20 protein-coding genes are annotated in these 23,133 nt (G+C 68.1%); 11 read left to right on the forward strand and 9 right to left on the reverse strand.

Features of this window, described 5'->3' with window-relative positions; all coding sequences use genetic code 11:
* Window positions 1-79 precede the first annotated feature (79 nt).
* The 3 genes from AAAZ40_RS09160 to AAAZ40_RS09170 are packed head-to-tail and all read right to left on the reverse strand — an operon-like array spanning window position 80 to window position 3,079.
* Window positions 80-1,117, reverse strand: a complete 1,038-nt coding sequence (locus tag AAAZ40_RS09160; RefSeq protein ID WP_476660087.1) for a metal ABC transporter solute-binding protein, Zn/Mn family — start codon at window positions 1,115-1,117, stop codon at window positions 80-82.
* Between the two features lie 4 nt (window positions 1,118-1,121).
* Window positions 1,122-1,994: a metal ABC transporter permease gene (locus AAAZ40_RS09165; protein WP_476660088.1), complete on the reverse strand. Its 873-nt coding sequence runs from the start codon at window positions 1,992-1,994 to the stop codon at window positions 1,122-1,124.
* Window positions 1,994-3,079, reverse strand: a complete 1,086-nt coding sequence (locus AAAZ40_RS09170) for a metal ABC transporter ATP-binding protein (RefSeq protein ID WP_476660089.1) — start codon at window positions 3,077-3,079, stop codon at window positions 1,994-1,996. The genes AAAZ40_RS09165 and AAAZ40_RS09170 overlap by 1 nt, the downstream gene beginning before the upstream one ends.
* Window positions 3,080-3,114: 35 nt before the next feature.
* On the opposite strand from AAAZ40_RS09170, the gene AAAZ40_RS09175 reads away from it, so the two are divergent.
* Genes AAAZ40_RS09175 through AAAZ40_RS09195 form a run of 5 tightly spaced genes read left to right on the forward strand, consistent with a single transcriptional unit; the run spans window position 3,115 to window position 6,408 of the window.
* Window positions 3,115-3,618 (forward strand): Fur family transcriptional regulator, encoded by a 504-nt coding sequence (locus AAAZ40_RS09175; RefSeq protein WP_476660090.1) that lies wholly within the window; start codon window positions 3,115-3,117, stop codon window positions 3,616-3,618.
* Complete coding sequence (locus AAAZ40_RS09180) at window positions 3,615-4,271, forward strand: ABC transporter ATP-binding protein (RefSeq protein ID WP_476660091.1); 657 nt, start codon at window positions 3,615-3,617, stop codon at window positions 4,269-4,271. Before AAAZ40_RS09175 ends, AAAZ40_RS09180 begins: the two co-directional genes overlap by 4 nt.
* A complete protein-coding gene (locus AAAZ40_RS09185; protein WP_476660092.1) occupies window positions 4,268-5,479 on the forward strand; it encodes an ABC transporter permease in 1,212 nt (403 codons plus the stop codon). Before AAAZ40_RS09180 ends, AAAZ40_RS09185 begins: the two co-directional genes overlap by 4 nt.
* Window positions 5,480-5,483: 4 nt before the next feature.
* A complete protein-coding gene (locus tag AAAZ40_RS09190) occupies window positions 5,484-5,789 on the forward strand; it encodes a hypothetical protein (RefSeq protein ID WP_476660093.1) in 306 nt (101 codons plus the stop codon).
* The gene (locus AAAZ40_RS09195) at window positions 5,779-6,408 is read left to right on the forward strand and encodes a DUF3299 domain-containing protein (protein ID WP_476660094.1); all 630 of its coding nucleotides are present in this window, start codon (window positions 5,779-5,781) and stop codon (window positions 6,406-6,408) included. The genes AAAZ40_RS09190 and AAAZ40_RS09195 overlap by 11 nt, the downstream gene beginning before the upstream one ends.
* Window positions 6,409-6,430: 22 nt before the next feature.
* On the opposite strand, the gene AAAZ40_RS09200 is transcribed toward AAAZ40_RS09195, so the two are convergent.
* The 6 genes from AAAZ40_RS09200 to AAAZ40_RS09225 form a co-directional block, all read right to left on the reverse strand.
* A complete protein-coding gene (locus AAAZ40_RS09200) occupies window positions 6,431-7,747 on the reverse strand; it encodes a molybdopterin molybdotransferase MoeA (RefSeq protein ID WP_476660095.1) in 1,317 nt (438 codons plus the stop codon).
* Between the two features lie 164 nt (window positions 7,748-7,911).
* Entirely contained in the window at window positions 7,912-9,987 is a 2,076-nt protein-coding gene (locus AAAZ40_RS09205; protein ID WP_476660096.1) for a putative bifunctional diguanylate cyclase/phosphodiesterase, read from the reverse strand.
* An 84-nt stretch (window positions 9,988-10,071) separates the two neighbouring features.
* Window positions 10,072-10,722, reverse strand: a complete 651-nt coding sequence (locus AAAZ40_RS09210) for a hypothetical protein (protein ID WP_476660097.1) — start codon at window positions 10,720-10,722, stop codon at window positions 10,072-10,074.
* 54 nt (window positions 10,723-10,776) lie between these two features.
* Window positions 10,777-12,207, reverse strand: coding sequence for a threonine synthase (gene thrC, locus AAAZ40_RS09215; RefSeq protein ID WP_476660098.1), 1,431 nt, complete (start codon window positions 12,205-12,207; stop codon window positions 10,777-10,779).
* Entirely contained in the window at window positions 12,207-13,517 is a 1,311-nt protein-coding gene (locus AAAZ40_RS09220; RefSeq protein ID WP_476660099.1) for a homoserine dehydrogenase, read from the reverse strand. Before AAAZ40_RS09220 ends, thrC begins: the two co-directional genes overlap by 1 nt.
* A 107-nt stretch (window positions 13,518-13,624) precedes the next feature.
* Window positions 13,625-14,863: a pyridoxal phosphate-dependent aminotransferase gene (locus AAAZ40_RS09225; RefSeq protein ID WP_476660100.1), complete on the reverse strand. Its 1,239-nt coding sequence runs from the start codon at window positions 14,861-14,863 to the stop codon at window positions 13,625-13,627.
* An 81-nt stretch (window positions 14,864-14,944) separates the two neighbouring features.
* Here AAAZ40_RS09225 and AAAZ40_RS09230 point away from each other — a divergent pair, with 81 nt between their 5' ends.
* From AAAZ40_RS09230 to AAAZ40_RS09255, 6 genes are all read left to right on the forward strand, one after another.
* Window positions 14,945-15,331 carry an Mth938-like domain-containing protein gene (locus AAAZ40_RS09230; protein WP_034110439.1) on the forward strand — a complete coding sequence of 129 codons (387 nt, stop codon included), beginning with the start codon at window positions 14,945-14,947 and terminating at the stop codon, window positions 15,329-15,331.
* Window positions 15,328-16,533, forward strand: a complete 1,206-nt coding sequence (locus tag AAAZ40_RS09235) for an RNA polymerase factor sigma-54 (protein WP_476660101.1) — start codon at window positions 15,328-15,330, stop codon at window positions 16,531-16,533. Before AAAZ40_RS09230 ends, AAAZ40_RS09235 begins: the two co-directional genes overlap by 4 nt.
* Before the next feature lie 112 nt (window positions 16,534-16,645).
* Window positions 16,646-19,231, forward strand: a complete 2,586-nt coding sequence (locus AAAZ40_RS09240) for an EAL domain-containing protein (protein WP_476660102.1) — start codon at window positions 16,646-16,648, stop codon at window positions 19,229-19,231.
* 122 nt (window positions 19,232-19,353) lie between these two features.
* Window positions 19,354-19,830 carry a peroxiredoxin gene (locus AAAZ40_RS09245; protein WP_034110445.1) on the forward strand — a complete coding sequence of 159 codons (477 nt, stop codon included), beginning with the start codon at window positions 19,354-19,356 and terminating at the stop codon, window positions 19,828-19,830.
* A gap of 57 nt (window positions 19,831-19,887) precedes the next feature.
* Complete coding sequence (locus AAAZ40_RS09250) at window positions 19,888-21,723, forward strand: PhoH family protein (protein ID WP_476660103.1); 1,836 nt, start codon at window positions 19,888-19,890, stop codon at window positions 21,721-21,723.
* 43 nt (window positions 21,724-21,766) lie between these two features.
* The gene (locus tag AAAZ40_RS09255; protein ID WP_476660104.1) at window positions 21,767-23,071 is read left to right on the forward strand and encodes a Glu/Leu/Phe/Val family dehydrogenase; all 1,305 of its coding nucleotides are present in this window, start codon (window positions 21,767-21,769) and stop codon (window positions 23,069-23,071) included.
* Window positions 23,072-23,133 lie beyond the last annotated feature (62 nt).

Below are 23,133 nucleotides of genomic sequence, written 5' to 3' on the forward strand. Positions count from 1 at the left end.
CCCAAAGCAGGAACCCTCCGGGGTGCCCGCATTCAAGCCCGATTGTGCCCCAGGAAACGCCGCGCCGCAGCGCCTGCGCTCAAGCCCCCGCCACCGCTCGCGTCAGGGCCTGGGTGTTGTGGCGCAGCATATCGACGTAGGTCGGGGCCGTGCCGCCGGGGGCCGAGAGCGCGTCGGAGTACAGCCGCCCGGCCGGGCGCAGCCCGGTTTCGCGCCCGATCTGCTCGATCAGACGCGGATCGGTCACGTTTTCGACGAACAAGGCCCGGATTCGCTCCTCGCGAATCTGCTGCACCAACCGTGCGATGCCGCGCGCCGTCGGTTCGCTGTCGGCGCTCACCCCGCGCGCCGCCATGAAGCGCACGTTGTAGGCCTGGCCGTAATAGGCAAAGGCGTCGTGGGCGACGATCACGCGTCGCTGCGCCACCTCGATCGGCGCCCAAGCGGCGCGGATGGATTCATCGAGCTGCGCCAGCACGGCGTCGTAGGCCTGCGCGCGCTGGCGGTAAAAGTCGCAGCCGGCGGCGTCGGCAGCGCACAGGGCGTCGGCGATGTTGCGCACATAGACGCGCACGTGGGCCACGTTCTGCCAGGCGTGCGGGTCGTGCTCGCCGTGGTCGTGGCCATGACCGTGCCCGTGACGGTGGCCATGACCATGGCCATGACCGGCGTTGCGCAAGGGTTCGATGCCGCGGCTGAGCACCACGTGCTGACCGCGAAAGTTGGCGCTGCGCAGCAGGCGCGGCATCCAGCCCTCAAAGCCCAGCCCGTTGGAAAACACCAGCCGCGCCTGCCCCACCAAGCGCGCCTGCGCTGGCCGTGGCTGGAACACGTGGGCATCGCTGTCGGGCCCGATGAGCTGCGTCAGCTGCACCCGCTCGCCCCCGACTTGCTGCACCAAATCACCCAAAATGCTGAAGCTGGCCACCACTGGCAGCGCGGCAGGAATGGCCGTGGCCGCGCTGGCAGCCGCTGTGGCACCGGCCGCTGCGGCCCCTGGCGCCACACCCGCACCCGTTGCGGCCGTCGTGGCCCAGGCCGCGCCGCCCAAACCCAGGCCCACCCCCGCCAAACCCAAACCGGCCACCAAACCTTGGCCAAGAACCCGTCGTTTCATGCGTTTACCCTTTCAAATGCACTGCAGACACCGAGCGTTGCCGCCAAACCCCAAAGCGGCCAAAAATTATCGACGACAACCACAGCGCGCCCAACGCGAGCACGATCGCCGGGCTGGTCGGCCAGTCGGCGTGGTAAGAAAGCAGCAAACCGGCCACGCAGCAAACCAGCGCCAGCGCCGGCGCCAGCCAGAGCAGCGATTCGATGCGCCGCACCCAAAAGCGCGCCGCCGCTGCGGGCAAGATCATGATCGCCACCGCCATCAGCGTGCCCAAGGCATGGAAACCGGCCACCAGATTGATCACCACCAGCACCAGAAAACCGTAGTGCGCCAGCGCGCTCCAGCGCGGGCTGTGGGCGCGCAAAAAATCGGGGTCCAGGCACTCGAGCACCAGCGCGCGGTAGAGCAGGCGCAGGGCCAGCAGCGTGATCGACGCGATGCCCAGCAGCAGCGCCAGCGCGGCGTCGTCGAGCGCCAGCACGGTGCCAAACAGCACATGCAACAGGTCCACCTGGCTGCCGTAGGTGGAAATGATCAACACCCCCAGCGCCAGCGAGAGCAGGTAGAACGCCGCCAGCGAGGTGTCTTCGCGCAGCACCGTGCTGCGCGCCACCAGGCCCGAAGCCACCGCCACCACCAGCCCGGCGACGATGCCGCCCAGCGTCATCGCCCCCAACGACAGGCCCGAGATCAAAAAACCCACCGCCGCGCCGGGCAAAATGGCGTGCGCCATGGCGTCGCCGGTCAGGCTCATGCGGCGCAGCATCAGAAACACGCCCACTGGCGCCGCGCTCAGGCTCAGCAGCACGCAACCCAGCAGCGCGCGCTGCATGAAGCTGAACGCCCACAAGGGTTCAAGCCAGCCCAGCGCCGCCATCAGTGCACCCCAGCAGCGCTTGCCGGCGCTGCCTCAACCTTGGGCCGGGGCGGTTGGGCGCCGTGACCGGGGCCGTGCTGCTCGTGGCCGTGGCTTGGGCCGTGCGCGTGATCGTGCGCGTGTTCGTGCGCAGGGCCGTGCGCAGCCGGCTGCTCTTCGGCTTCGCACCAGGCCGCGCCTTCGTCGAAGGCTTCGCGCATGTGCATGGCGCGACGCAGATTGGCCGGCGTGAGCACGGCCGCGGTGGCGCCAAAAGCGATGGGCTCGCGCGCCAGCAGCAGGGTGTGGGCAAAGTGCCGGCGCACCAGGCTCAGATCGTGCAGCACCACCAGCACGGTCTTGCCGGCGGCGCTCCAGCGCTCGAGCCACTGCAGCAGGTCGAGCATGGTGCCTTCATCGACGGCGGCAAAGGGCTCGTCGAGCAGCAGCAGGTCGGCGTCTTGCAGGATCAGGCGCGCGAACAAGGCGCGCTGAAACTGCCCGCCCGACAAGGTGTCGATGGTGCGGCGCTCAAAGCCTTGCAGGCCCACGCTGGCCAGGGCCTCGAGGCAGCGCTGGCGCTGGGCCGCGCTCCAGCGCCCGAGGGCGCCGCTCTGGTGCCATAGGCCGTACTGCACCATATCCAGCACCGTGACCGGAAAGCTGCGGTCGATCTGCGGCGTCTGCGGCAGATAAGCCACGCGCTGCCCGGCCAAGCCATCGATGCGCCCGGTGAGCGGCCGCAGCTGGCCCGCCAGCGCCCGCAGCAGCGTCGATTTGCCGGCGCCGTTGGGGCCGACGATGGCCAGCTTGGAACCCGCAGGGCAAAACAGCGACAAATGGTGCACCGCCGGATGACGCTCGTAGCCCAGCGTGAGGTTGTGCAGCCCCAGCCCAGCTGCCGGCTGAACGCCGGGCGCGGCAACCGACGCACCCGCTCCCGCGCCGGCCCCAGCGGCCCCAGACGGGGCGGCAGGTGGTGCAGGCTCAGGCACGCGCAACTGCGCCGCAGCAGCCGAAGCCGCAGCCGCCAGCGGCTGGAACCAGGAAAGCAAAGACTTGATGGGCACCTTGTTGCAACTCGATTGCGTTAATATCGGGATCATAACGCAACTTAGTTGCAGCAGCCGAGTCCACGACCATGACCATGCCCCAAACTGCCGCCCCCTCATCCAGCCCGCTCACGCCCGAGCTGCTCGAGCGCGTGCACCGCGCCGGCTTGCGGGTCACGCCGGCCACACGCGCCGTGCTGGGCCTGTTTGCCGCCGACCCCAGCGCCGCGCGCTGCCACTTCGAGGTGCTGGCGCAGCTGCAGGCGCGCGGCCTGCTGATCAACCGCGTCACCCTGTACCGGCTGCTCGATCGGCTCGCCGCCTGCGGTGTGCTGCTGCGCCACGCCGACGCCCACGAGCGCCGCTGGCGCTTCACCTGGGCCGGCAACGACACCGGCCCCCTGGCGCAACCGCGCTTCGAGTGCGACGCCTGCCACTGCCTGCTGCCGCTGCCTGCGGCGGCGCTCGAGGCGCAGCAGCTGGCGCAGAGCTGGAGCGAGCGCATGGCCGCGCTTGGGCACCAGCCACAGCGGCTCGACTTCACCCTGCACGGCACTTGCGCCGACTGCCTCCAACCCCACGCCCGCCCATGATTTTCAGCTCCGCCCTCAGCTACGCCTGGCCCAATGGCCCGACGCTCAGGTTCCCCGACCTGGAACTTGCCAGCGGCAGCGCGCTGCTGCTGCGCGGCCCTTCGGGCAGTGGCAAATCCACCTGGCTGGCGCTGCTGGCCGGGCTGCTCACGCCCAGCGCCGGGGTGCTCGAAGTCGCCGGCACGCACCCGGCGCAGCTGGCGCAAGCCGAACGCGACGCCTGGCGCGCGCGCCACATCGGCTTTTTGCCCCAGCGCGGCCTGCTCAGCGCGGCCTTGAGCGTACACGACAACCTGCAACTGGTGGCCTACGCCGCCCAGCGGCCGCTGGAGCGCGCGCACACCCAGCACCTGATCGAGGCCTTGGGGCTGGGCGACTTGCTGCAGCGGCGCCCGCACCAGATCTCGACCGGGCAGGCGCTGCGCGTGGCGCTGGCACGGGCGCTGTTGCGCCGCCCGGCCGTACTGCTGGCCGATGAGCCCACCGCCAGTCTCGACGACGACCTCGCCGCCCAGGCCATGGCGCTCATCAGCCAGCATGCGCAGCAGCACGCCGCCACGCTGGTGGTGGCCACGCACGACCAGCGCGCCGTGCAAGCGCTGCCGCACGCTCGCACCCTGCGCCTGCAGACGCTCGCCGGAGGCGCGGCATGAACACCCTCGGCCTCTCGTGGCGCTACCTCTGGTCGCGCCCCTTGAGCACGGTGCTCAACCTGCTCATGCTCACCCTGGGCGTAGCGGCCATGGTGTTCGTGCTCAGCGCGCGCGAGCAGCTCACGCACACCTTCGAGCGCGACCTGGCTGGCATCGACGCCGTCGTCGGCGCCAAGGGCAGCCCGATCCAGCTCATCATGTCCGGCGTGTTTCACCTCGACGTGCCGCCGGGCAACATCCGCCTGGCCGATCTGGAACAACTGCGCCAGCACCCGCAAGTGGCCGCGATCATCCCGCTCAGCCTGGGCGACAACCTTGGCGGTTACCGCATCGTCGGCACCAGCACCGACTATGTCGCCCTGTATGGCGCCGAACTGGCCCAAGGCCAGCTCTGGAACGCGCCGATGCAAGCCGTGCTGGGCGCCCAAGTGGCGGCCAGCAGTGGCTTGGGTCTGGGCCAAAGTTTCGTCGGCGTGCACGGGCTGGACCCGGTCGGCAAGGCGCACGATCAGTGGCCCTACGCCATCACCGGCATCCTGGCGCCCTGCGGCTGCGTGCTGGACCGGCTGGTGCTCACCGCCACCGAATCGGTCTGGCTGGTGCACGACGATCTGCACGGCATGGCGCAGATGAGCCCCGAGGAACGCGCCGCGGTCGAGGCCGAGCGCGAAGTCACCATGGCCCTGATCCGCTACACCACACCGTTGGCCGCCGTCACCTTTCCGCGCTTTGTCAACGAGCAAACCAATATGCAAGCCGCCGCCCCGGCGCTCGAGCTCACGCGGCTGCTCACGCTGTTGGGCGCGGGCACCCAGGTGCTGCAAGGCTTTGGCCTGACGCTGCTGCTCATGGCGGCGCTGTCGGTGTTCGTGGCGCTGTGGCAAGCGGTGCGCGAGCGCGAGGCCGATCTGGCCATGCTGCGCCTGCTGGGCACGCCGCCGCGGCGCCTGGTCGCCTTGCTGCTCACCGAGGCCTTTGCGCTGGCGCTGCTGGCGCTGCTGCTGGGGCTGGCGCTGGCCCAAGGCTTGTTGGCCGCCCTGGGCGGCTGGCTGCCCACGGGTGCCGCCACCCTGGTGCAAGCCGCACACTGGAGTCCGACGCTGTTGTGGGTGCCACTGGGGGTGATGCTGCTGGCGCTGCTGGCGGCGGCCCTGCCGGCCTGGCGCGTGCACCGGCTCGACGTTTTGACCCTACTCAACCGGAGCTGACCCCATGCATTCGATGAAAACCACCCACCGCACCCTGCTGGCCCTGCTCGCCAGCGCCGCCCTGGCCCTGCCCGTCTGGGCCAGTCCCGCGACCCCGGCTGCCCCACACGGCCACACCCACGGCCAGCAACACACCCCGGCCCAGATTCAGCAAGACATTCAACGCCACAAAGCGATGGCCGCAGCGCACCAGGCCGCCGCCGAATGCCTGCAAGCCGGGCGCGGCGAACGCGTCTGCCACCAGGCCCTGCGCGCCGCCTGCACCGGCATCGCCTTGGGCAATTACTGCGGCATGCGCCATGTCCACTGATGAGCGGCCTTGGCTGCGGCGCGACTGGCTGCGCCACGCTGCCGCCCTGAGCGCCGCCGCCATCGCCGCACCCGTGTGGGGGCAGAATGCACCGGCGGCTGGCGCGGCTGGCGCGGCTGGTGCGGCTGGTGCCCCCAATGCGCCCGCAGCTCCCGTGGCAGCGGAGGGAAGTGGAGTGCCAGGCCACCCCAACCCCCTCGCCGGCGGCACCGGCATGGGCTACCACAGCCCCCTGAGCGCCTTTGCCCCACTGCCCCAGCGCAACGACGTGGTGCCGTGGTCCACCCTGGCCGATATCACCACCCGCACCGTGCGCCAGCGCGTGGTGCAGGTGTACTCCGCTGCCATTTTGGCACTCGACCAGCGCACCGTGCGCCTGCAAGGCTTCATGACGCCGCTGGACCCCGGCACGCGCCAGGTGCATTTTTTGCTCAGTTCGGTGCCGCTCACCTGCCCCTTTTGCACCCCCGGCGGCCCCGAGAGCCTGGTGCAGGTGCGCGCGCGGCGCCCGGTGCGCTACAGCATGGGCGCCATCGTCGTCGAAGGCCGCTTTCACGTGCTGCACAACGACTCGTTGGGCTTTTTCTACCGCATCACCGACGCCATCGAGGTGGATTGAGCGCCACTCTCCAGGCCAACGGCTACGCCGCAAACGGCCTGTACACCACCCGGTCGCCGTGGGCGATGGTCTGGTTGGGCGCCTTGTCCACCAGGCCGTCGGCCCAGGCGACGGAGCTGAGCACGCCCGAGCCTTGGTTGGGGTAGAGGTCGAGCCCGCCATGGGCGTTGCGGCGCACGCGCAGGAACTCGCGCCGCCGCTCTGGGCTGGGCCAGTCAAAATGCGCGGGCAACTCGATCGGCTCGAGCAGACCGCTGGCCGCCGGGCCCTGCACCCCCTGGAGGCGGCGCACGAACGGCTGCACCAGCAGCATGAACGTGACGTAGCTGGCCACCGGGTTGCCGGGCAGGCCGATGTAGTGGCAGCGCTGGTCTGCGCCCGTATTGGCGCCCGCACCCTCTCCATCACGCTCCAGCCAGCCGTGGGCAAAGGGTTTGCCGGGCTTGATGGCGATCTGCCACAGATGCAAACCGCCCAGCGCCTGCACGGCGGCCTTGAGGTGGTCGGCGTCACCCACCGATACCCCGCCAGTGCTCAGCACCAGGTCGTGGGTTGGTGCCACCGCGCGCAGCGCCGCCACGGTGGCGTCGAGCCGATCCGGCAGCCGCGCGCACACGCTCACGCTGCAACCCAGGCGCTGCAACAGGGCGCGCAAAAAATAGCGGTTGCTGTTGTAGATTGCGCCCAGCGGCAGCTGCTCGGGGGGCACGCTGCCGGGTTCGGCCAGTTCGTCGCCGCTGCTCAGCAGCGCCACGCGCAGGCGCCGGTGCAGCGGCAGTTGCGCCGCCCCCAGGCTCGCGGCCAACCCGATTTCGGCCGGGCCCAGCAGGGTGCCGGCAGGCAACACGGTCTGGCCGCGGCCCAGGTCTTCGCCCCGGCGGCGGATGTGCTGCCCAAGCTGCGCCGGCTTGCGCAAGCGCACCAGCGGCTGGCCGCTGGCGTCGGTGTAGGCCTCGGCTTCTTCTTGCACCAGCACCGCGTCAGCCCCGGGGGGAATGGGGGCGCCCGTGTAAATGCGCGCCACCGTGCCAGGCTGCAAGGCGGGCGCCGACCCTGCCGCAGCGCCTTGAGCACCCGCGGCACCTGCGGCAGCCACAGGCCCGGCCGCGATGCGCTGGCTCACCGGCAAGGCAACCCCGGCCGCGTGGGCGGCAGCCGCTTCGGCGGCGCGCACCGCGTAGCCGTCCATGGCGCTGTTGTCAAAACCGGGCACGTCAAAGGCGGCATGCAGCGCCTGCGCCAGCACGCGGCCGTCGGCCTCGTCGAGCGCCACGGGCTCGATCTCGCGCAGCGGCTGCGCCTGCGCCAACAGGGCGGCGAGGGCGTCGTCCAGGGCCATGAGGCCCGCTCGGGCAGCAGGCGGCGCTGCAGAGGCAGGCACAGGAGGGTGCGTAGGCGTGGGGGCAGACATCGTCGAAGGCTAACTTGGATGCGTGGGCAGCCAGCAATACACTTGCTGCAACTCGGGGCCTGATCAAGGCTGATCGGGCCTGATCGAAGCGATTATGCGCCAGCCCTGCCCGCGCGCTGGCTCGCAGCGCCAGCCCCGGCCGCGCGCTCGGGCGCGGGTGCAGGCGCGGCGTGCAGTCCCTGCAGGCCCGCCAGCCCGCCCAACCAATCGGCCAAAGGCCGCGCTGGCGACCACAGATAGCCCTGCGCCCAGCGCACGCCCTGCGCCTCGAGGTAGCGGCGTTGCGCGGCCGTCTCCACCCCTTCGGCCACCAGTTCCAGCTCCAGCGCCTGCCCGAGCTGAATCAGCGAGCCGATGAGCGCGTCGGCCGCAGCCGAGCTGCCAATGTCGCGCACGAAGCTGGCGTCGATCTTGAGCACGTCGAACGGCAGCCGACGCAAGTACGACAGCGAGGCATAGCCGGTGCCAAAATCGTCCAGCGCCAGGCGCACACCCAGCGCTTCCATGCGCTGCAGGCGCGCCTGCGCAAGTTCGCTGTCGATGAGCACGCTTTCGGTGATTTCCAGCTCGAGCCGACGCGCGCTCCAGCCCTGCGCGCCCAGCCGCTGCGCGACCTGATCGACGAAATCGTCGTCTTGCAATTGCAAGGCTGAAACGTTGATGGCCAGACGGCGCAGGCGCCAGCCAGCCGCATCCAGGCGCGCTCCGTGCTCGAGCGCTTGCTCCAGCACCAGCAAGCCGAGCGCGCGCATGAGCCCGCTTTCCTCCGCCAGCGGGATGAACACCGCCGGCGGCACCCAACCGCGCTGCGGATGGTGCCAGCGCAACAAGCCCTCGGCGGCTTGCACGCTGCCGCTGGTCAGGTCGATCTGCGGCTGCCACCAGAGTTCAAGCTGGCGCTGCGCAATCGCCTCGGCCAGCGCGTGGCGCAGTTCGCGTGTCTCTTGGCTGATCTGGCTGATGCCGGCTTCGTACACCACCACACGCGCGCAGCCGTCGGCCTTGGCGCGGTACATGGCGGCGTCGGCGTGGCGCAGCAGGGTTGCGGCCTCGTGCCCGTCGCGCGGTGCCAGACACAAGCCCACGCTGGCCGAGACCTGCACGCTGACACCCGCAGGCAGCACAAACGGCTGCTCCAAGGTGGCCAGCACCGCCAGCGCGCGCTCGTAGGCGGTTTGCGGCGTTACGTCTTCGAGCAAGAGCACGAACTCGTCGCCCCCCAGGCGCGCCACGGTGTCGCCGCTGCGCACCACGGCCTGCAGACGCGCAGCGGTTTGCAGCAGCAAGGCGTCGCCGCTTTCGTGCCCTTGTTCGTCGTTGACTTCCTTGAAGCGGTCCAGGTCCACGTACAGCACCGCCGTTTGCGCTGCCTGGCGTTGGGCGCGCGCCAGTGCGTGCTGCAGGCGCTCCAGCAGCAGGCGGCGGTTGGGCAAGTCGGTAAGCGGGTCGTGCAAGCCTACGTGCAGCAAGCGCTGCTCGGCCGCCGTGAGCGCCTGCACTTCGCGCGCCAGTTGCGCCTCGCGCTTGAGCAAGCGGCGGTGAAAGATGCGCAGCCGGCGGCGCGAGTCGTTCATGGCCAGCGCCAGGGTGCGCAGTTCGGCCACGCTCCAATGGGTGCGCAGTTTGTCGTCGAGCTGCAACTGCCCCACCTGCTGCGCCGCCTGCGCCAGGTACTCGAGCGGCTGCGCCAGCTTGCGCGCGCTGCGCTGCGCCATCCAGGCCGCGCCCAGCGCCGCCAACAGCGCCAGCAGCAGCAGGGCCAGCAGCCATTGCTGCAGGCCCGGCACGAAGTCGCGCCAGGGCGCCGCCTGCCAGAGACTAAGCTCCTGGTCGCCCAGGTGCACGCTGCGCTTTTGCGCCAGCCAGCGTTGCCCCTCCATATCAATCAGGTGCACCCGTTGCAAGGCGCGCGCTTCGTCCAGCAGTTGCGCACGCACCGAAAGCGGCTCCACTTCGCCCACGCGCAACAGGCGCGGCCCGGTGTCGGTCTCGAGCACGCGCAGCGGCGCAAAGCTCAACCCCAGCACCTGGCCGTTGCGGTCGCTGAGCAACACTTCGCCTTGCGCGCTGCGCGGCAGCTCGCGCACCAGGCGGTCGATCTCGAGCGCGCGCAAGTCCAGCCCCAGCGCCCAGACCAGCCCGTCGGTGTCGCGCCAGGCCTGCGCCACGGTGATGCCGGGCTCGCGCGTGGTGTAGAAAACATAGGGCGGTGTCCAGCGCGGCGCGCTCGCCGCAGCCGTGGCCAGGGTGAACTAGGGCCGTGTGCGCGGGTCGTAGCCTATGCGCTCGCTCCAGGTACGCAGCACTTGGCCGTGCTCGTTGTACAGGCTGAAGCGCTGCTCGTCGCCCCAGCGGCCGCGGTCGGTCAGGCGCAGCAGCCATTGGCGCGTGTCGTTCTGCCACAGCAGCATCCAGCCTTGCCCGGCACCGTTGCCCAGCACCATGGAAGTGGCCAGCGGCATGGTCTGCAAGGCGGCGCGCGCGCGGGTCACGAACTCTTCGGGGTCGTCCAGGCGTGCTGGGTCGGCCACAAAGGCTTGCTGCAAAATCTGCAAACCCACTTCCGTGGCCCCAAAATCGGACTGCAGGCGCGCGTCCACTTCGCGCGCGGCGGCATCGAAAGACTGGCGCGCCGACTGCTGCGCCATCGGCCAGATGATGGCCAAGGCAAACAGCACAGCCAGCAGCAAAATCAAGGCCAGCGCGCCAGCCACCAGGCGCCGCGTCAGAAAGACGCGAAAGGCAAGGGGCGCGGCTGCGGCAGACGGCTGGGCCAGCGCTGGGGCTGCAGCCTCTGGCCCGACCGTTCCCGGGCCCGGCTCGGGCGCACGCTCAGGCGCAACCACCCCGCCGCGCACCCAGGCGCGCAGCCGAGATTTGCCTCCAAGGTGTTGTGCCTGCACGGCGCGCAGCTCCTGCGGGTTGAGCCCGCAGCACAGCGCCCCAGGCCAAGCTAATTATCCGTCACAATGCGCGGCCATATACGCCTGCACCCGCGCCGCCTCGGCGGGCAGCACCTGCACCCGGCGCGGCAGCGCCTCGATGCCAGCGAAGGCCGGCGGGCACGGCGGCGGCGCGCCCGTGGCCTCGCGCACGGTGTCGGCAAACTTGATCGGCAGTGCGGTCTCGAGCACCAGCATGGGTTCGCCCGCGCGCAGGTGGCGGCGCGCCACGTTCAGGCCGTCGGCGGTGTGCGGGTCCAGCAACTGGCCCAGGCGCTGCCAGGTGTCGCGGATGCACGCCACGCGCTCGGCGTGGCTGCTGCGCCCACTCACGAAACCATAACGCTCGCGCAGGCCGACAAAGGCGGGGTCGGCGCTGAGGTCCAAGCGGCCGTGGCGCGCCAGTTGCGCGCCAAACAAGTCTTGCGTGCGCGCCGCGTCGCGCCCGATCAAGTCGAAGACGAAGCGCTCGAAGTTGCTCGCTTTCGAGATGTCCATCGACGGGCTCGAGGTCTCGTGCGTGTCGGCGCTGGCGCGCACGCGGTAGACGCCGCTGCGAAAGAACTCGTCGAGCACGTCGTTTTCGTTCGTCGCCAGCACCAGTTGCGCGATCGGCAGGCCCATGCAGCGCGCCACATGCCCGGCGCAAATGTTGCCAAAATTGCCGCTCGGCACGGCAAAACTCAGCTTTTGCGTGTTGTCGCTGCTGGCCTGGAAGTAGCCGGCAAAGTAATAGACCACCTGCGCCAGCAGCCGCGCCCAGTTGATCGAGTTCACGCTGCCGATCTGGTAGCGGCGTTTGAACTCGAGGTCGTTGCTGACCGCCTTGACGATGTCCTGGCAGTCGTCGAACACGCCTTCGATGGCCAGGTTGTGGATGTTGGCGTCTTGCAGGCTGTACATCTGCGCCTGCTGGAACGGGCTCATGCGCCCATGCGGGCTGAGCATGAACACGCGCACGCCGCGCTTGCCGCGCAGCGCGTATTCGGCCGCGCTGCCGGTGTCGCCGCTGGTCGCGCCCAGGATGTTGAGCTGCGCTCCCCGGCGCGCCAGTTCGTACTCGAACAGGTTGCCCAGCAACTGCATCGCCATGTCCTTGAACGCCAGCGTGGGGCCGTTGGACAACTCCTGAATCCACAGGCCCTCGTCGAGCCGGCGCAGCGGCGTGATGGCGGCGCTGCCAAAGGCTGCGGCGGTGTAGGTTTGGGCACACAGGGCGCGCAGGTCGGCGCTTGGGATGTCGTCGATGTAGAGCGACAACACCTCAAAGGCCAGCGCCGCGTAACCCTGCTCGGCCCAGACGCGGCGCCAGCGCGCCAGGGTGGCGGCATCGACCTGCGGGTAATGCTCGGGCAGGTACAGGCCGCCGTCGGGGGCCAGCCCTTCGAGCAGGATGTCGCAAAAGCGCGGCCGCTCCGGGTGGCCGCGGGTGGAACGGTAACGCATCAGGCCAGCTCCTCTTTGCGCAGGCGCACGATCGGCTCGAGCACCGTCTCCAGCGCCTGCATCTGCGCCAGCGCGGCGTCCATGGCGCCCTCGCGCGTGTCGTGGGTGAGGATGATGAGGTCGGTTTGCGGCGCGCCCGCGCTCGCCGGGCGCTGCAACACGGCGTCGATGCTGATGTCGGCCGCCGCCAGTATGCCCGTGACCCGCGCCAGCACCCCGGCCTGATCGGCCACTGGCAAGCGCAGGTAGTAGCTGGTGACGATCTGCGCCATGGGCAACACCGGCAGCAGGCTCAAGGCGCTCGGCTGGAACGCCAGGTGCGGCACGCGGTTTTGTGGGTCGGCGGTGTGCAGGCGCGTCACGTCCACCAGGTCGGCGATCACGGCGCTGGCGGTCGGTTCGCTGCCCGCCCCCTTCCCGTAGTAGAGCGTGGTACCGACGGCGTCGCCCTGCACCATAACGGCGTTCATGGCCCCTTCGACGTTGGCAATCAGGCGGCTGGCGGGCACCAGCGTCGGGTGCACGCGCAGCTCGATGCCGTCGCGCTGGCGCTTGGCGATGCCCAGCAGCTTGATGCGGTAACCCAGTTGCTCGGCGTAGCGTATGTCCTCGGCCTGCAAGCGCGTGATGCCCTCTACGTGCGCCTTGTCGAATTGCATCGGGATGCCAAACGCAATCGCGCTCAGAATGGTGGCCTTGTGCGCGGCGTCCACGCCTTCGATGTCGAACGTCGGGTCGGCCTCGGCGTAGCCCAGGCGCTGCGCTTCTTGCAGCACGGCGGCAAAGTCCAGCCCCTTGGCGCGCATTTCCGACAGGATGAAGTTGGTGGTGCCGTTGATGATGCCCGCCACCCATTGCACCTGGTTCGCGCTCAGGCCCTCGCGCAGCGCCTTGATGATCGGAATGCCGCCGGCCACCGCCGCCTCGAACGCCACCATCACCCCGCGCGCCTGCGCAGCGGCAAGAATCTCGCTGCCGTGCAGCGCCAGCAGCGCCTTGTTGGCCGTCACCACGTGCTTGCCGGCGGCAATCGCCTCCAGCACCAGTTGCCGCGCCACGCCATAGCCGCCGATCAGCTCGACCACGATGTCGATGTCCGGGTTCGCGATCACGGCGCGCGCGTCACCCAGCACCTGCGCCGCGTCGCCGACGATGCGGCGCGCCCGCTCCACGTCCAGGTCCGCAACCTGGGTGATGACGATGCCGCGCCCAGCGCGGCGCTGGATCTCGGCCTGGTTGCGCCGCAGCACGTCAAACGTGCCGCTGCCTACGGTGCCCAGGCCCAACAGGCCGACGTGTATGGGTTTCATGGATGCGCGTGTCCTGAATTGTGAAAATGCCAGCAAATGGCGTGGGTTGAATGCGGATAAACGGGTTTTGAAGCCAAATTTTGAAGCAAAAACCAGCGCCTGCCGCCTCAAGTGCCGTGGCGCTTGCGCAGCTGCGCCAGAAAGCGCGAAATGCGCCCGATGGCTTCGCTCAGGTCGTCGGCGTGCGGCAGGAAAACCAAGCGGAAGTGGTCCGGTTGTGGCCAGTTGAAGCCCGTTCCCTGCACGATCAGCACTTTTTCCTCGGCCAGCAGCTCGTAAGCAAACTGCTGGTCGTCGGCGATCGGGTACACGGCCGGGTCCAGGCGCGGGAACATGTACAGCGCCGCCTTGGGCTTGACCACGCTCACGCCCGGAATCTGGCTCATGAGCTCGTAGGCCAGATCGCGCTGACGGCACAGGCGCCCGCCGGGGGCCACCAGGTCTTTGATGCTCTGGTAGCCGCCGAGCGCGGTCTGGATCGCCATCTGGCCCGGCGTGTTGGCGCACAGGCGCATCGAGGCCAGCATGTTCAGGCCCTCGATGTAGTCGCGCGCGCGCCGTTTGTCGCCCGAGACCACCATCCAGCCGGCGCGGTAGCCACAGGAGCGGTAGTTTTTGCTCAGGCCGTTGAAGGTCAGCACCAGCACCTCGTCGGCCAGCGCCGCCACGCTGGTGTGGGTGGCGCCGTCGTACAGGGTTTTGTCGTAAATCTCGTCGGCAAAAATCACCAAGCCGTGCTGGCGCGCGATCTCCACGATTTCGCGCAGCAGGTCGTCGGGGTAGAGCGCACCGGTGGGGTTGTTGGGGTTGATGACGACGATGCCCTTGGTCTGCGGCGTGATCTTGCGCCGGATGTCGTCAAGGTCCGGCAGCCAGCCGCTGCCTTCGTCGCACAAGTAGTGCACCGGCGTGCCCCCGGCCAGCGCCACGCTGGCGGTGTAGAGCGGGTAGTCGGGGGCCGGGATCAGCACCTCGTCGCCGCTGTTGAGCAGGGCGTTGAGGCTCATGCTGATCAGTTCGCTGGCGCCGTTGCCCAGGTACACGTCATCGACCGTGACGCCGGCCACGCCTTTTTCCTGGGTGTAGTGCACCACCGCCTTGCGCGGCGCAAACAGGCCCTTGCTGTCGGTGTAGCCGGCGGCCGTGGGGGTGGGCAGGTTGCGGATCATGTCTTGCACGATCTCGTCGGGCGGCTGCAGGCCAAAGGCAGCGATGTTGCCGATGTTGAGCTTGATGATCTTGTGGCCTTCCTCCTCCATGGCGCGCGCCTTGTCGAGCACGGGGCCGCGGATGTCGTAGCAAACGTTGGCCAGTTTGGCTGATTTGAGCAGCGGCGGTGTGGGCATGGCAGGTGGGCTTTGGCGAGCAGGAGGAGCGAAACCTATAATTTCACCACACTTTGACCGCCCGAGCCCAAATCCGCCGCCATGAAACTGCAACCCGACCGCATCGAGAGCACCACCGTGCGCGCCCACGGGCCGGGCTGGCTGCAGATCGGCGACACCACCTACCGCCACAGCCTGCTGCTGTGCGCCGACGGCCGCATCCAGCCTTGGGACTGCACTCGCCACGCCGACATCGCGCTGCCGCACTTTGCCCTGCTGGCCGCTTGGCAGCCCGAGCTGCTGCTGCTGGGCAGCGGTGCGCGGCTGCGCTTCGTCGCCCCAGCGCTGCTGCGCCCCTTGATCGACGCCGGCATCGGCGTCGAGACCATGGACACCCTAGCCGCCGCGCGCACTTACAACATTCTGGCCGGCGAAGGGCGCCGGGTGGCGGCGGCGCTGCTGATTGAGCCTGAAGCACGCACGTCTTGACCAGCACACCCCAGCGGCTCGACGCCGCCACCTTGGGCAAAATCGTTTTTGCGCGCTTTTTGGAGCAACCCTTGGCGACACTGGAGCGCCAAGTGGCGACACTGGAGGCGTCGCCCGCTTACGCCGATCTGTGCTCGACCCTCGAGTGCGGCATCTTGCCCGGTGCCCGCCTGACTGAGCAACCCAGGCCGGGCTCGGTCTTGGCGCTGGGCGAAGTCTGCCTCGACTCGTCCACGCCGGCGCTGCTCTACCAGCGCGCCAGCTTCGTGCGCGAATACCGCTTCGACTCCTCGGCCCTAGAGGCGCACCTGCGCTCTCGGGCTCCGGCCGGCGCGCTCTCGAGCGCCATCCACCGGATGAAGCTGATCAACAGCCGCAACCGGCTGACGCACGCCTTGGTACACGAACTGGTGGCGCTCCAGAGCCGCTTTCTCTACACCCGCGATCCACTCGACCTGATCCCCATGACCCAAGCCGAACTGGCGCAGCGACTGAACCGGCGCGCCAACCTGAGCCTGCGCGCTGATGCCGGGAGGCTTTCGCGGCTGCTCAAACACCTGAGCCTGCGCAACGCCGACGGCGTGTTGCTGCCCCTGAGTACCCTGCTGGCGCGCTCGCGCCAAGTCCACGGGCATTGGATCGACCATCTGCTCAAGCAGGAAAAGCAGTGGTTGCTCAACGGGCAGATCCGCGCCCCGCTGCCGGATCAGGCCCTCGCCGAGCACTTGGCTGCGCACCACGGCATCCGCCTCGGCCGGCGCACGGTAGCCACGATCCGGCAGCAGCTCGCCATCCCCGATTGGCGTGAGCGCAAGCTGCGCAAAAGCTACTTGGCGGTAACCGAGGGGTTTTCGCCCCTCTTGCTGCTGTCGCGCCAGGCGCTGAGCGCGCTCATACCGGCCCAGCCCGGCGTCTATGAAATCCGGGCCAGCAGCGAGACCTCGCTCAGCGGCGGCCCGGCCCTCACGCCGCCCTCCACGGTGCTCTACATCGGCTCCTCGGGCAATCTGCGCAAGCGCCTGTGGAACCATCAGCGCGGCAACACCGGCAACCCTGAGCTGCTGCGCTATTTGGCAGAATTTCCGGTTCGGGTACGATTTCGTGTCGTAGGTAGCGATTGGCGCGCCCTAGAACGCGAACTCTACCGTGTACACTGCAAGACTTTTGGTGCCCCACCACCATGCAACCGCATGAGTCCATGATCGATTCTGGTTCTGAAGCTGGCGTTATCACCACCGGGAGAGAAAATTGCAGCAAGCAAGCAAGCAAGCAAGCAAGCAAGCAAGCAACTTCATTGCACCGGAGTGGGTGGCGATGAAGGCCGGGAAAATGCGCCCCTTGGCCGACGCCGCTGAGGCGATGATGGCGCTGCTCGGCCTCGACGGCGCCGCACTGGAGCAGCGCACCGCCTTTCTGGCGTTCGGTGACGACGACGCAGCCCGGCTGCGGCGCTTGCACGCCCTGCTGGCCGACACCGACACAGCGTTCGTCGAGCATTTTTACAGCCACCTGCTGCGCTTCGAACCCACCCGCCGCCTGCTTCCGGAGCAGGCCACCCTAGAACGACTCAAGCGCACCCAGACCCGTTACTTCCAAACCCTGACCGCTGGCGAGTACGGCTTGGATTACGCGCGCGAGCGCCTGCGCGTCGGCATCGCACACCAGCGCATCGGGCTCGAATCGCCTTGGTACCTAGGGGCCTATGCCCAGTACCTGTCGGGTCTGTTGCCGCAGGTCGCACAGCACCTCGAAGACGAGCCCGAGCAGCAGCTGGCCACGCTCCAGTCCCTGCTCAAGGTGGTGCTACTCGACATCAGCTTGGCCGTAGATGCCTACCTGCAAACCGACCGGCAGGCGATGGCGGTCCTGAAGCAATATTCGGAACTGGTGTTTGCCGCCCTGCCCAATGGCCTCGTGGTGCTGACGGCCGATGGCCGCGTGTTGTCCGCCAACCGGGCTTTCCTGCGCCGCTTCGGCTTCGACCAGGCCGACTTGCACGGCCAGCCCCTGCTCGAATGGGTGCACGCCGATGGCTTGGCTGATCGCCTGGCCCAAGTGCGCCAGAGCCAGCACCCGATCCGTGACCTGGTGCTGACCATGGCTGCTGCCGGCGGTTCGGCGCCGCTGCCGGTGCGGGTGACGATCACTGGCATCCGGCTTGCGGAAGAAGAAGAAGAAGAAGCGCGACTGTTGCTGATCGTCGAGGACATCACCGAGCAGGCACGCCTGCAACAAGCCCTGCGCGACAGCGAAGCCGATTTGTTGCGCGCCCAGCGCGTGGCGCGCATTGGCAGTTGGCGCCTCGATTGCACCGATGGCTCGCTGCACTGGACGCCCGAGGTCTATCGCATGTTTGGAATCGCTCCGGGCACGGCACTCGACTACCCGACCTTCCTGCGGTGCGTGCACCCGGACGACCACGAGATGCTTGATGCCACCTGGCAGGCCGCACTCCACGGTGCCACCTACCGGGTCTGTCACCGCATCGTCGTCAACGGCAGCATCCGCTGGGTGGAAGAAAACGCCGAGTTCGAGCGCGCCACCGATGGCACGGTCTTGCGCGCCATCGGCACCGTGCAAGACATCACCGAGCGCAAGGCCGACGCCGAACAGATCGAATACTTGGCCTTCTACGACCCGCTCACTGGCCTAGCCAACCGCGCGCTGTTCACCGATCGGCTCAAACAGGAGCTGGCCGCGGCCGAGCGCAACCACCGGCAACTGGCGCTGCTGTACCTCGATCTGGACCGCTTCAAGGAAATCAACGACAGCCTCGGACACAACGCGGGCGACCGCGTGCTGGTGGAAACCGCCCGCCGTCTGCGTACGGCCTTGCGGCAGGAGGAAACCCTAGCCCGCCTAGGCGGCGACGAATTCGTCGTCATTGCCAGCTACACCCAACAGGGGGCAGACCGCATCGCCGAGCGCATTACAGCCGCCTTGAATGAACCGGTGCAGGTAGATGGCAGCGCCTTCATGCTCAGCGCCAGCATCGGTGTAGCCGTTTATCCAGACGATGGCCGCACCCCCGAGCAACTGCTGCAACACGCCGACATCGCCATGTACCGCGCCAAAGCCGAAGGCAGCGGCTTGCGCTTTTACCGCCCTGAAATGGGGGCCGACCTGACCCGGCGCCTCGAAATCGCCCGGCGCCTCGAGCAAGCCCTCAAATCCAACGGCCTGCACCTGTGTTACCAGCCCCAGGTGCAGTTGTCTTGCTCCAGCCTCATCGGTGCCGAGGCGCTGGTGCGCTGGAACGATCCCCAGTGGGGTCCGGTGGCACCGTCGCTGTTCATCCCGGTGGCCGAAGAACGCGGACTGATCGACACGTTGGGTGAGTGGGTACTGGGCCAGGCGTGCCGCCAAACCCGGCTCTGGCATGCCGACGGGCGTCCGCTCGCTGGTCGGATCGCGGTCAACGTCGCGGCACGCCAGTTTGATGACGACCGTTTCGTCGAGCGCATGATCGCCATCGCTCACGACGCCGGCCTGAGCCCCGCAGCGGTCGAGCTCGAGCTGACCGAAAGCGGCATGATGCGCGACCCGCAGCGCGCCATCGAGGTCACCCGGGCCCTGACGGCAGCCGGTTTCGCGCTGGCCATCGACGACTTCGGCACCGGCTATTCTTCGCTGGCCTACCTCAAGCGCTTCGATGCCCACAAACTGAAGATCGATATGTCTTTCGTGCGCGACATGCTGACCGACCCGAGCGATCACGCCATCGTCAAGACCATCATCGCCATGGGCCACAGCCTCGGTCTCGAGACCTTGGCCGAAGGGGTCGAGCAGGCGGCGCAGGCGCAAGCACTGGCCGCCTTGGGTTGCAACCAAGCCCAAGGCTACCATTTTGGGCGCCCGCTGACCGCCGACGCCTTTGCCCAGACGTGGTTGAGAGGCTGATTTCGCGGTAAAATCGAGAATTGATTTGGGTGCAGCGCGAGGCCGTCTGGTGATGGCGTAGCGCGGGTTGGCCTTCAGGGCAGGTGCCAGATCAGCACATTTTTGCGCAAGGGATACGCTACATGGCCGTCGTCGTCAACAAACCTATACCCGAATTCGAAGCCAGCGCCACGGGCGGGGTCAAGGTCACGCAGCAGTCGCATATGGGGCAAACGCTGGTGCTGTTTTTCTACCCCAAAGACAACACCCCCGGCTGCACCACCGAAGCCATGCAGTTTCGCGACCATTATGCCGACTTCACCCAAGCCGGGGCGCAGGTGTTTGGCGTCTCGCGCGACAACATGAAGTCGCACGACGAGTTCAAGGCCAAGCTCGAGCTGCCGTTCGAACTCATCGCCGACACCGAAGAAAAAATGTGCCACATGTTCGGCGTGGTCAAAAACAAGATCATGTACGGCAAAAAGGTCAAGGGCATCGAGCGCAGCACCTTCCTCATCGGCCCCACCGGCGTGCTGCTGCAAGAGTGGCGCGGCCTCAAGGTGCCCGGCCATGTGGAAGAAGTGCTCAAGGCGGTCAAGCTGCTCAAAAAAGCCGCTTAAAGTCAGCCCAGCCCCTGTAGCCCGTGCTTGGGCACACGAGTCGTGCATAATGTTCGCATGCCTCTGCCCCCCGCCCCCACCAAGAAGGCCGGCCGTCTGCCCGCCAAAGCTGTCAACCTCGCAGCCGCTTCGCCCTCCCCCTTGAGCCCCGCTCTGGAACCCGATCCAGACCAGCCGCCTGTGGCTGTGGCAGACAAAGCCGCCACCGGCGCGCGGCGCAGGGGTGTGCGCTCGGGTGTGACTCCGCCTGCCACGGTGCCGCCACCCGCAGCCGCCCCGGCACGCAGCGCCGACACCGCAACCCAAGCGCGGCCTGCGCTGGCAAGCCTCTTGTCCGCTCCAGCGACCCAAGAACCCATGCCGCGTGACCAGGCCGCGCCCAAGCCAGCGCCCGTGCCAGCGTCTGCTGCAGCCCCGGTCAGCGCCGCCGCCCCCGCCACCCACACCAAACGCAGCCCCGGCACGGCGGCCAAGAACGGCAACGGCAGCCGCGCCCCCAAGGGCCCCACGCGCTTGTTCGTGCTCGACACCAACGTGCTCATGCACGACCCGAGCAGCCTGTTTCGCTTCGAGGAACACGACATCTACCTGCCCATGGTCGTGCTCGAAGAGCTCGACAGCCACAAAAAAGGCATGAGCGATGTGGCGCGCAACGCGCGCCAAGCCAGCCGCATGCTTGACGCGCTGGCGGGCCAAAAGGGGGCCGACATCCGCCAAGGCCTGCCACTGGCGCCCAGCAGCAACCGCGAAGCCAGCGGTTTGTTGCTGTTCCAGACCGAGCTGCTGGCGCACCCTCTGCCGGCCAGCCTGCCTCAGGGCAAGGCCGACAACCAGATTCTGGGCGTGGTGCAGGCGCTCAAGCAGCAGCAGCCCGAGCGCGCGGTGGTGTTGGTGTCCAAAGACATCAACATGCGCGTCAAGGCGCGCGCGCTGGGGCTCGAGGCCGAAGACTACCAAAACGACAAAACGCTGGACGACGGCGAGCTGCTCTACCCCGGCTCGCTGGCGCTGCCGCACGATTTCTGGACGCGCCAGAGCAAAACCCTCGAGAGCTGGCAGCACGGCGGCCAGACCTTCTACCGCATCAGCGGCCCGATCGTTGACAAGCTGGCGATCAACCAGTTCGTCTATTTCGAATCGGCCGGCGAGCCCGCCCTGTATGCGCGCGTCACCGAACTGCGGGCCAAGCAAGCCGTGCTGCGCACGCTCAAAGACTACACCCACCTCAAGCATTCGGTGTGGGGCATCACCAGCCGCAACCGCGAGCAAAACTTTGCCCTCAACCTGCTGATGGACCCCGAGATCGACTTCGTCACCCTCGCCGGCACGGCGGGCACCGGCAAGACGCTGATGGCGCTGGCTGCGGGCCTGACGCAGGTGCTCGACGAGCGCCGCTACACCGAGATCATCATGACCCGCGCCACCGTGAGCGTGGGCGAAGACATCGGCTTTTTGCCCGGCACCGAAGAAGAAAAAATGGGCCCCTGGATGGGTGCGCTCGACGACAACCTCGAGTTTTTGGCCAAAGGCGACGGCGGCAACGCCGGCGAATGGGGGCGCGCCGCCACCAACGACCTGATCCGCAGCCGGGTCAAGATCAAGAGCATGAACTTCATGCGCGGGCGCACCTTCATGAACAAGTACGTGATCATCGACGAGGCGCAAAACCTCACGCCCAAGCAGATGAAAACGCTCATCACCCGCGCCGGCCCCGGCACCAAGATCATCTGCATGGGCAACTTGGCGCAGATCGACACCCCCTACCTGACTGAAGGCTCCTCGGGCCTGACCTACGCCGTGGACCGCTTCAAGGGCTGGCCACACGGCGGCCACATCACGCTGGCGCGCGGCGAGCGCTCGCGCTTGGCCGACTTTGCCAGCGAGGTGTTGTAGGCCAAGTCAAGCACGGAAGCAACTTTATCCACTTAGGCACCCCATGAACCAGCCCAACACCACCACCCTGGGGGGCCACGCCCTGCCCTCCTACCTCGACCCCGCGCATTTGGGCCCGTGGGGCGACTATTTGCAGCAGATCGACCGGGTGGCGCCCTACTTGGGCTCGCTCGGGCGCTGGATCGAAACCCTCAAGCGGCCCAAGCGCAGCCTGATCGTCGATGTGCCTATCCGCCTCGACGACGGCCGCGTCGCGCACTTCGAGGGCTACCGGGTGCAGCACAACACCTCGCGCGGCCCCGGCAAGGGCGGGGTGCGTTTTCACCAAGACGTGACGCTGGCCGAAGTGATGGCGTTGGCGGCTTGGATGTCGATCAAAAACGCCGCCGTCAACGTGCCCTACGGCGGGGCCAAGGGCGGCATCCGGGTCGATCCCAGAACGCTCTCGCTGGCCGAGCTCGAGCGCGTCACGCGCCGCTACACGAGCGAGATCGGGCTCATCATCGGCCCGAGCAAAGACATTCCAGCCCCCGACGTCAACACCAACGAGCGCGTCATGGCTTGGATGATGGACACCTACTCGATGAACATCGGCGAGACCGCCACCGGCGTCGTCACCGGCAAGCCGATCGACCTCGGGGGCTCGCTCGGGCGCCGCGAGGCCACCGGGCGTGGGGTGGCGATCATCGGCACCGAAGCGGCGCAGCGCATCGGGCTCGAGCTGCAAGGCGCGCGCGTGGCGCTGCAAGGTTTTGGCAACGTGGGCAGCGTCTCGGCCAAGCTGCTGGCGCAAGCCGGGGCGCGCATCGTGGCGGTGCAAGACCACGGCGGCACGCTGTACTGTGGCGGCGGGCTCGATCCGGTGGCGCTGGCGCAGCACGTGGCGGCACAGGGCAGCGTGGCCGGCTTCGCCGGTGCCGAAACCTTGGCCCCAGACAGCTTTTGGGATGTGGATTGCGACATTCTGGTGCCGGCTGCGCTGGAGCGCCAGATCACCGCGGCCAACGCGCACCGCATTCGCGCGCGCATGGTGATCGAGGGCGCCAACGGCCCCACCACGCCAGACGCCGACGACATCCTCAACGAGCGCGGCATTCTGGTGGTGCCCGACGTGATCGCCAACGCCGGCGGTGTGACGGTGAGCTATTTCGAGTGGGTGCAGGATTTCTCCAGCTTTTTCTGGAGCGAGGACGAAATCAACCAGCGCTTGGCGCAGATCCTGCGCGGCGCTTTCGATGCCATCTGGAAAGAGGCCAGCGAGCACCGCGTCAGCCTGCGCACCGCGACCTTCATCGTCGCTTGCCGGCGCATTTTGCAGGCGCGCGATCTGCGCGGGCTCTACCCCTGAACCGCTGATCGGCGCAGCGCCCTGCCCTGCGCTCTGCCTTGCGCTCTGGCCAAGCCCGCCAC

The sequence above is a fragment of the Serpentinimonas sp. SMBJO2 genome (genome assembly GCF_056341105.1).

What these genes read in the sequence shown, in the direction of transcription:
- AAAZ40_RS09160 (WP_476660087.1), bottom strand. Translation starts at nt 1,117, where the DNA reads ATGAAACGACGGGTTCTTGGCCAAGGTTTGGTGGCCGGTTTGGGTTTG.
- AAAZ40_RS09165 (WP_476660088.1), bottom strand. Translation starts at nt 1,994, where the DNA reads ATGGCGGCGCTGGGCTGGCTTGAACCCTTGTGGGCGTTCAGCTTCATG.
- AAAZ40_RS09170 (WP_476660089.1), bottom strand. Translation starts at nt 3,079, where the DNA reads ATGATCCCGATATTAACGCAATCGAGTTGCAACAAGGTGCCCATCAAG.
- AAAZ40_RS09175 (WP_476660090.1), top strand. Translation starts at nt 3,115, where the DNA reads ATGACCATGCCCCAAACTGCCGCCCCCTCATCCAGCCCGCTCACGCCC.
- AAAZ40_RS09180 (WP_476660091.1), top strand. Translation starts at nt 3,615, where the DNA reads ATGATTTTCAGCTCCGCCCTCAGCTACGCCTGGCCCAATGGCCCGACG.
- AAAZ40_RS09185 (WP_476660092.1), top strand. Translation starts at nt 4,268, where the DNA reads ATGAACACCCTCGGCCTCTCGTGGCGCTACCTCTGGTCGCGCCCCTTG.
- AAAZ40_RS09190 (WP_476660093.1), top strand. Translation starts at nt 5,484, where the DNA reads ATGCATTCGATGAAAACCACCCACCGCACCCTGCTGGCCCTGCTCGCC.
- AAAZ40_RS09195 (WP_476660094.1), top strand. Translation starts at nt 5,779, where the DNA reads ATGTCCACTGATGAGCGGCCTTGGCTGCGGCGCGACTGGCTGCGCCAC.
- AAAZ40_RS09200 (WP_476660095.1), bottom strand. Translation starts at nt 7,747, where the DNA reads ATGGCCCTGGACGACGCCCTCGCCGCCCTGTTGGCGCAGGCGCAGCCG.
- thrC (WP_476660098.1), bottom strand. Translation starts at nt 12,207, where the DNA reads ATGCGTTACCGTTCCACCCGCGGCCACCCGGAGCGGCCGCGCTTTTGC.
- AAAZ40_RS09220 (WP_476660099.1), bottom strand. Translation starts at nt 13,517, where the DNA reads ATGAAACCCATACACGTCGGCCTGTTGGGCCTGGGCACCGTAGGCAGC.
- AAAZ40_RS09225 (WP_476660100.1), bottom strand. Translation starts at nt 14,863, where the DNA reads ATGCCCACACCGCCGCTGCTCAAATCAGCCAAACTGGCCAACGTTTGC.
- AAAZ40_RS09230 (WP_034110439.1), top strand. Translation starts at nt 14,945, where the DNA reads ATGAAACTGCAACCCGACCGCATCGAGAGCACCACCGTGCGCGCCCAC.
- AAAZ40_RS09240 (WP_476660102.1), top strand. Translation starts at nt 16,646, where the DNA reads ATGAAGGCCGGGAAAATGCGCCCCTTGGCCGACGCCGCTGAGGCGATG.
- AAAZ40_RS09245 (WP_034110445.1), top strand. Translation starts at nt 19,354, where the DNA reads ATGGCCGTCGTCGTCAACAAACCTATACCCGAATTCGAAGCCAGCGCC.
- AAAZ40_RS09250 (WP_476660103.1), top strand. Translation starts at nt 19,888, where the DNA reads ATGCCTCTGCCCCCCGCCCCCACCAAGAAGGCCGGCCGTCTGCCCGCC.
- AAAZ40_RS09255 (WP_476660104.1), top strand. Translation starts at nt 21,767, where the DNA reads ATGAACCAGCCCAACACCACCACCCTGGGGGGCCACGCCCTGCCCTCC.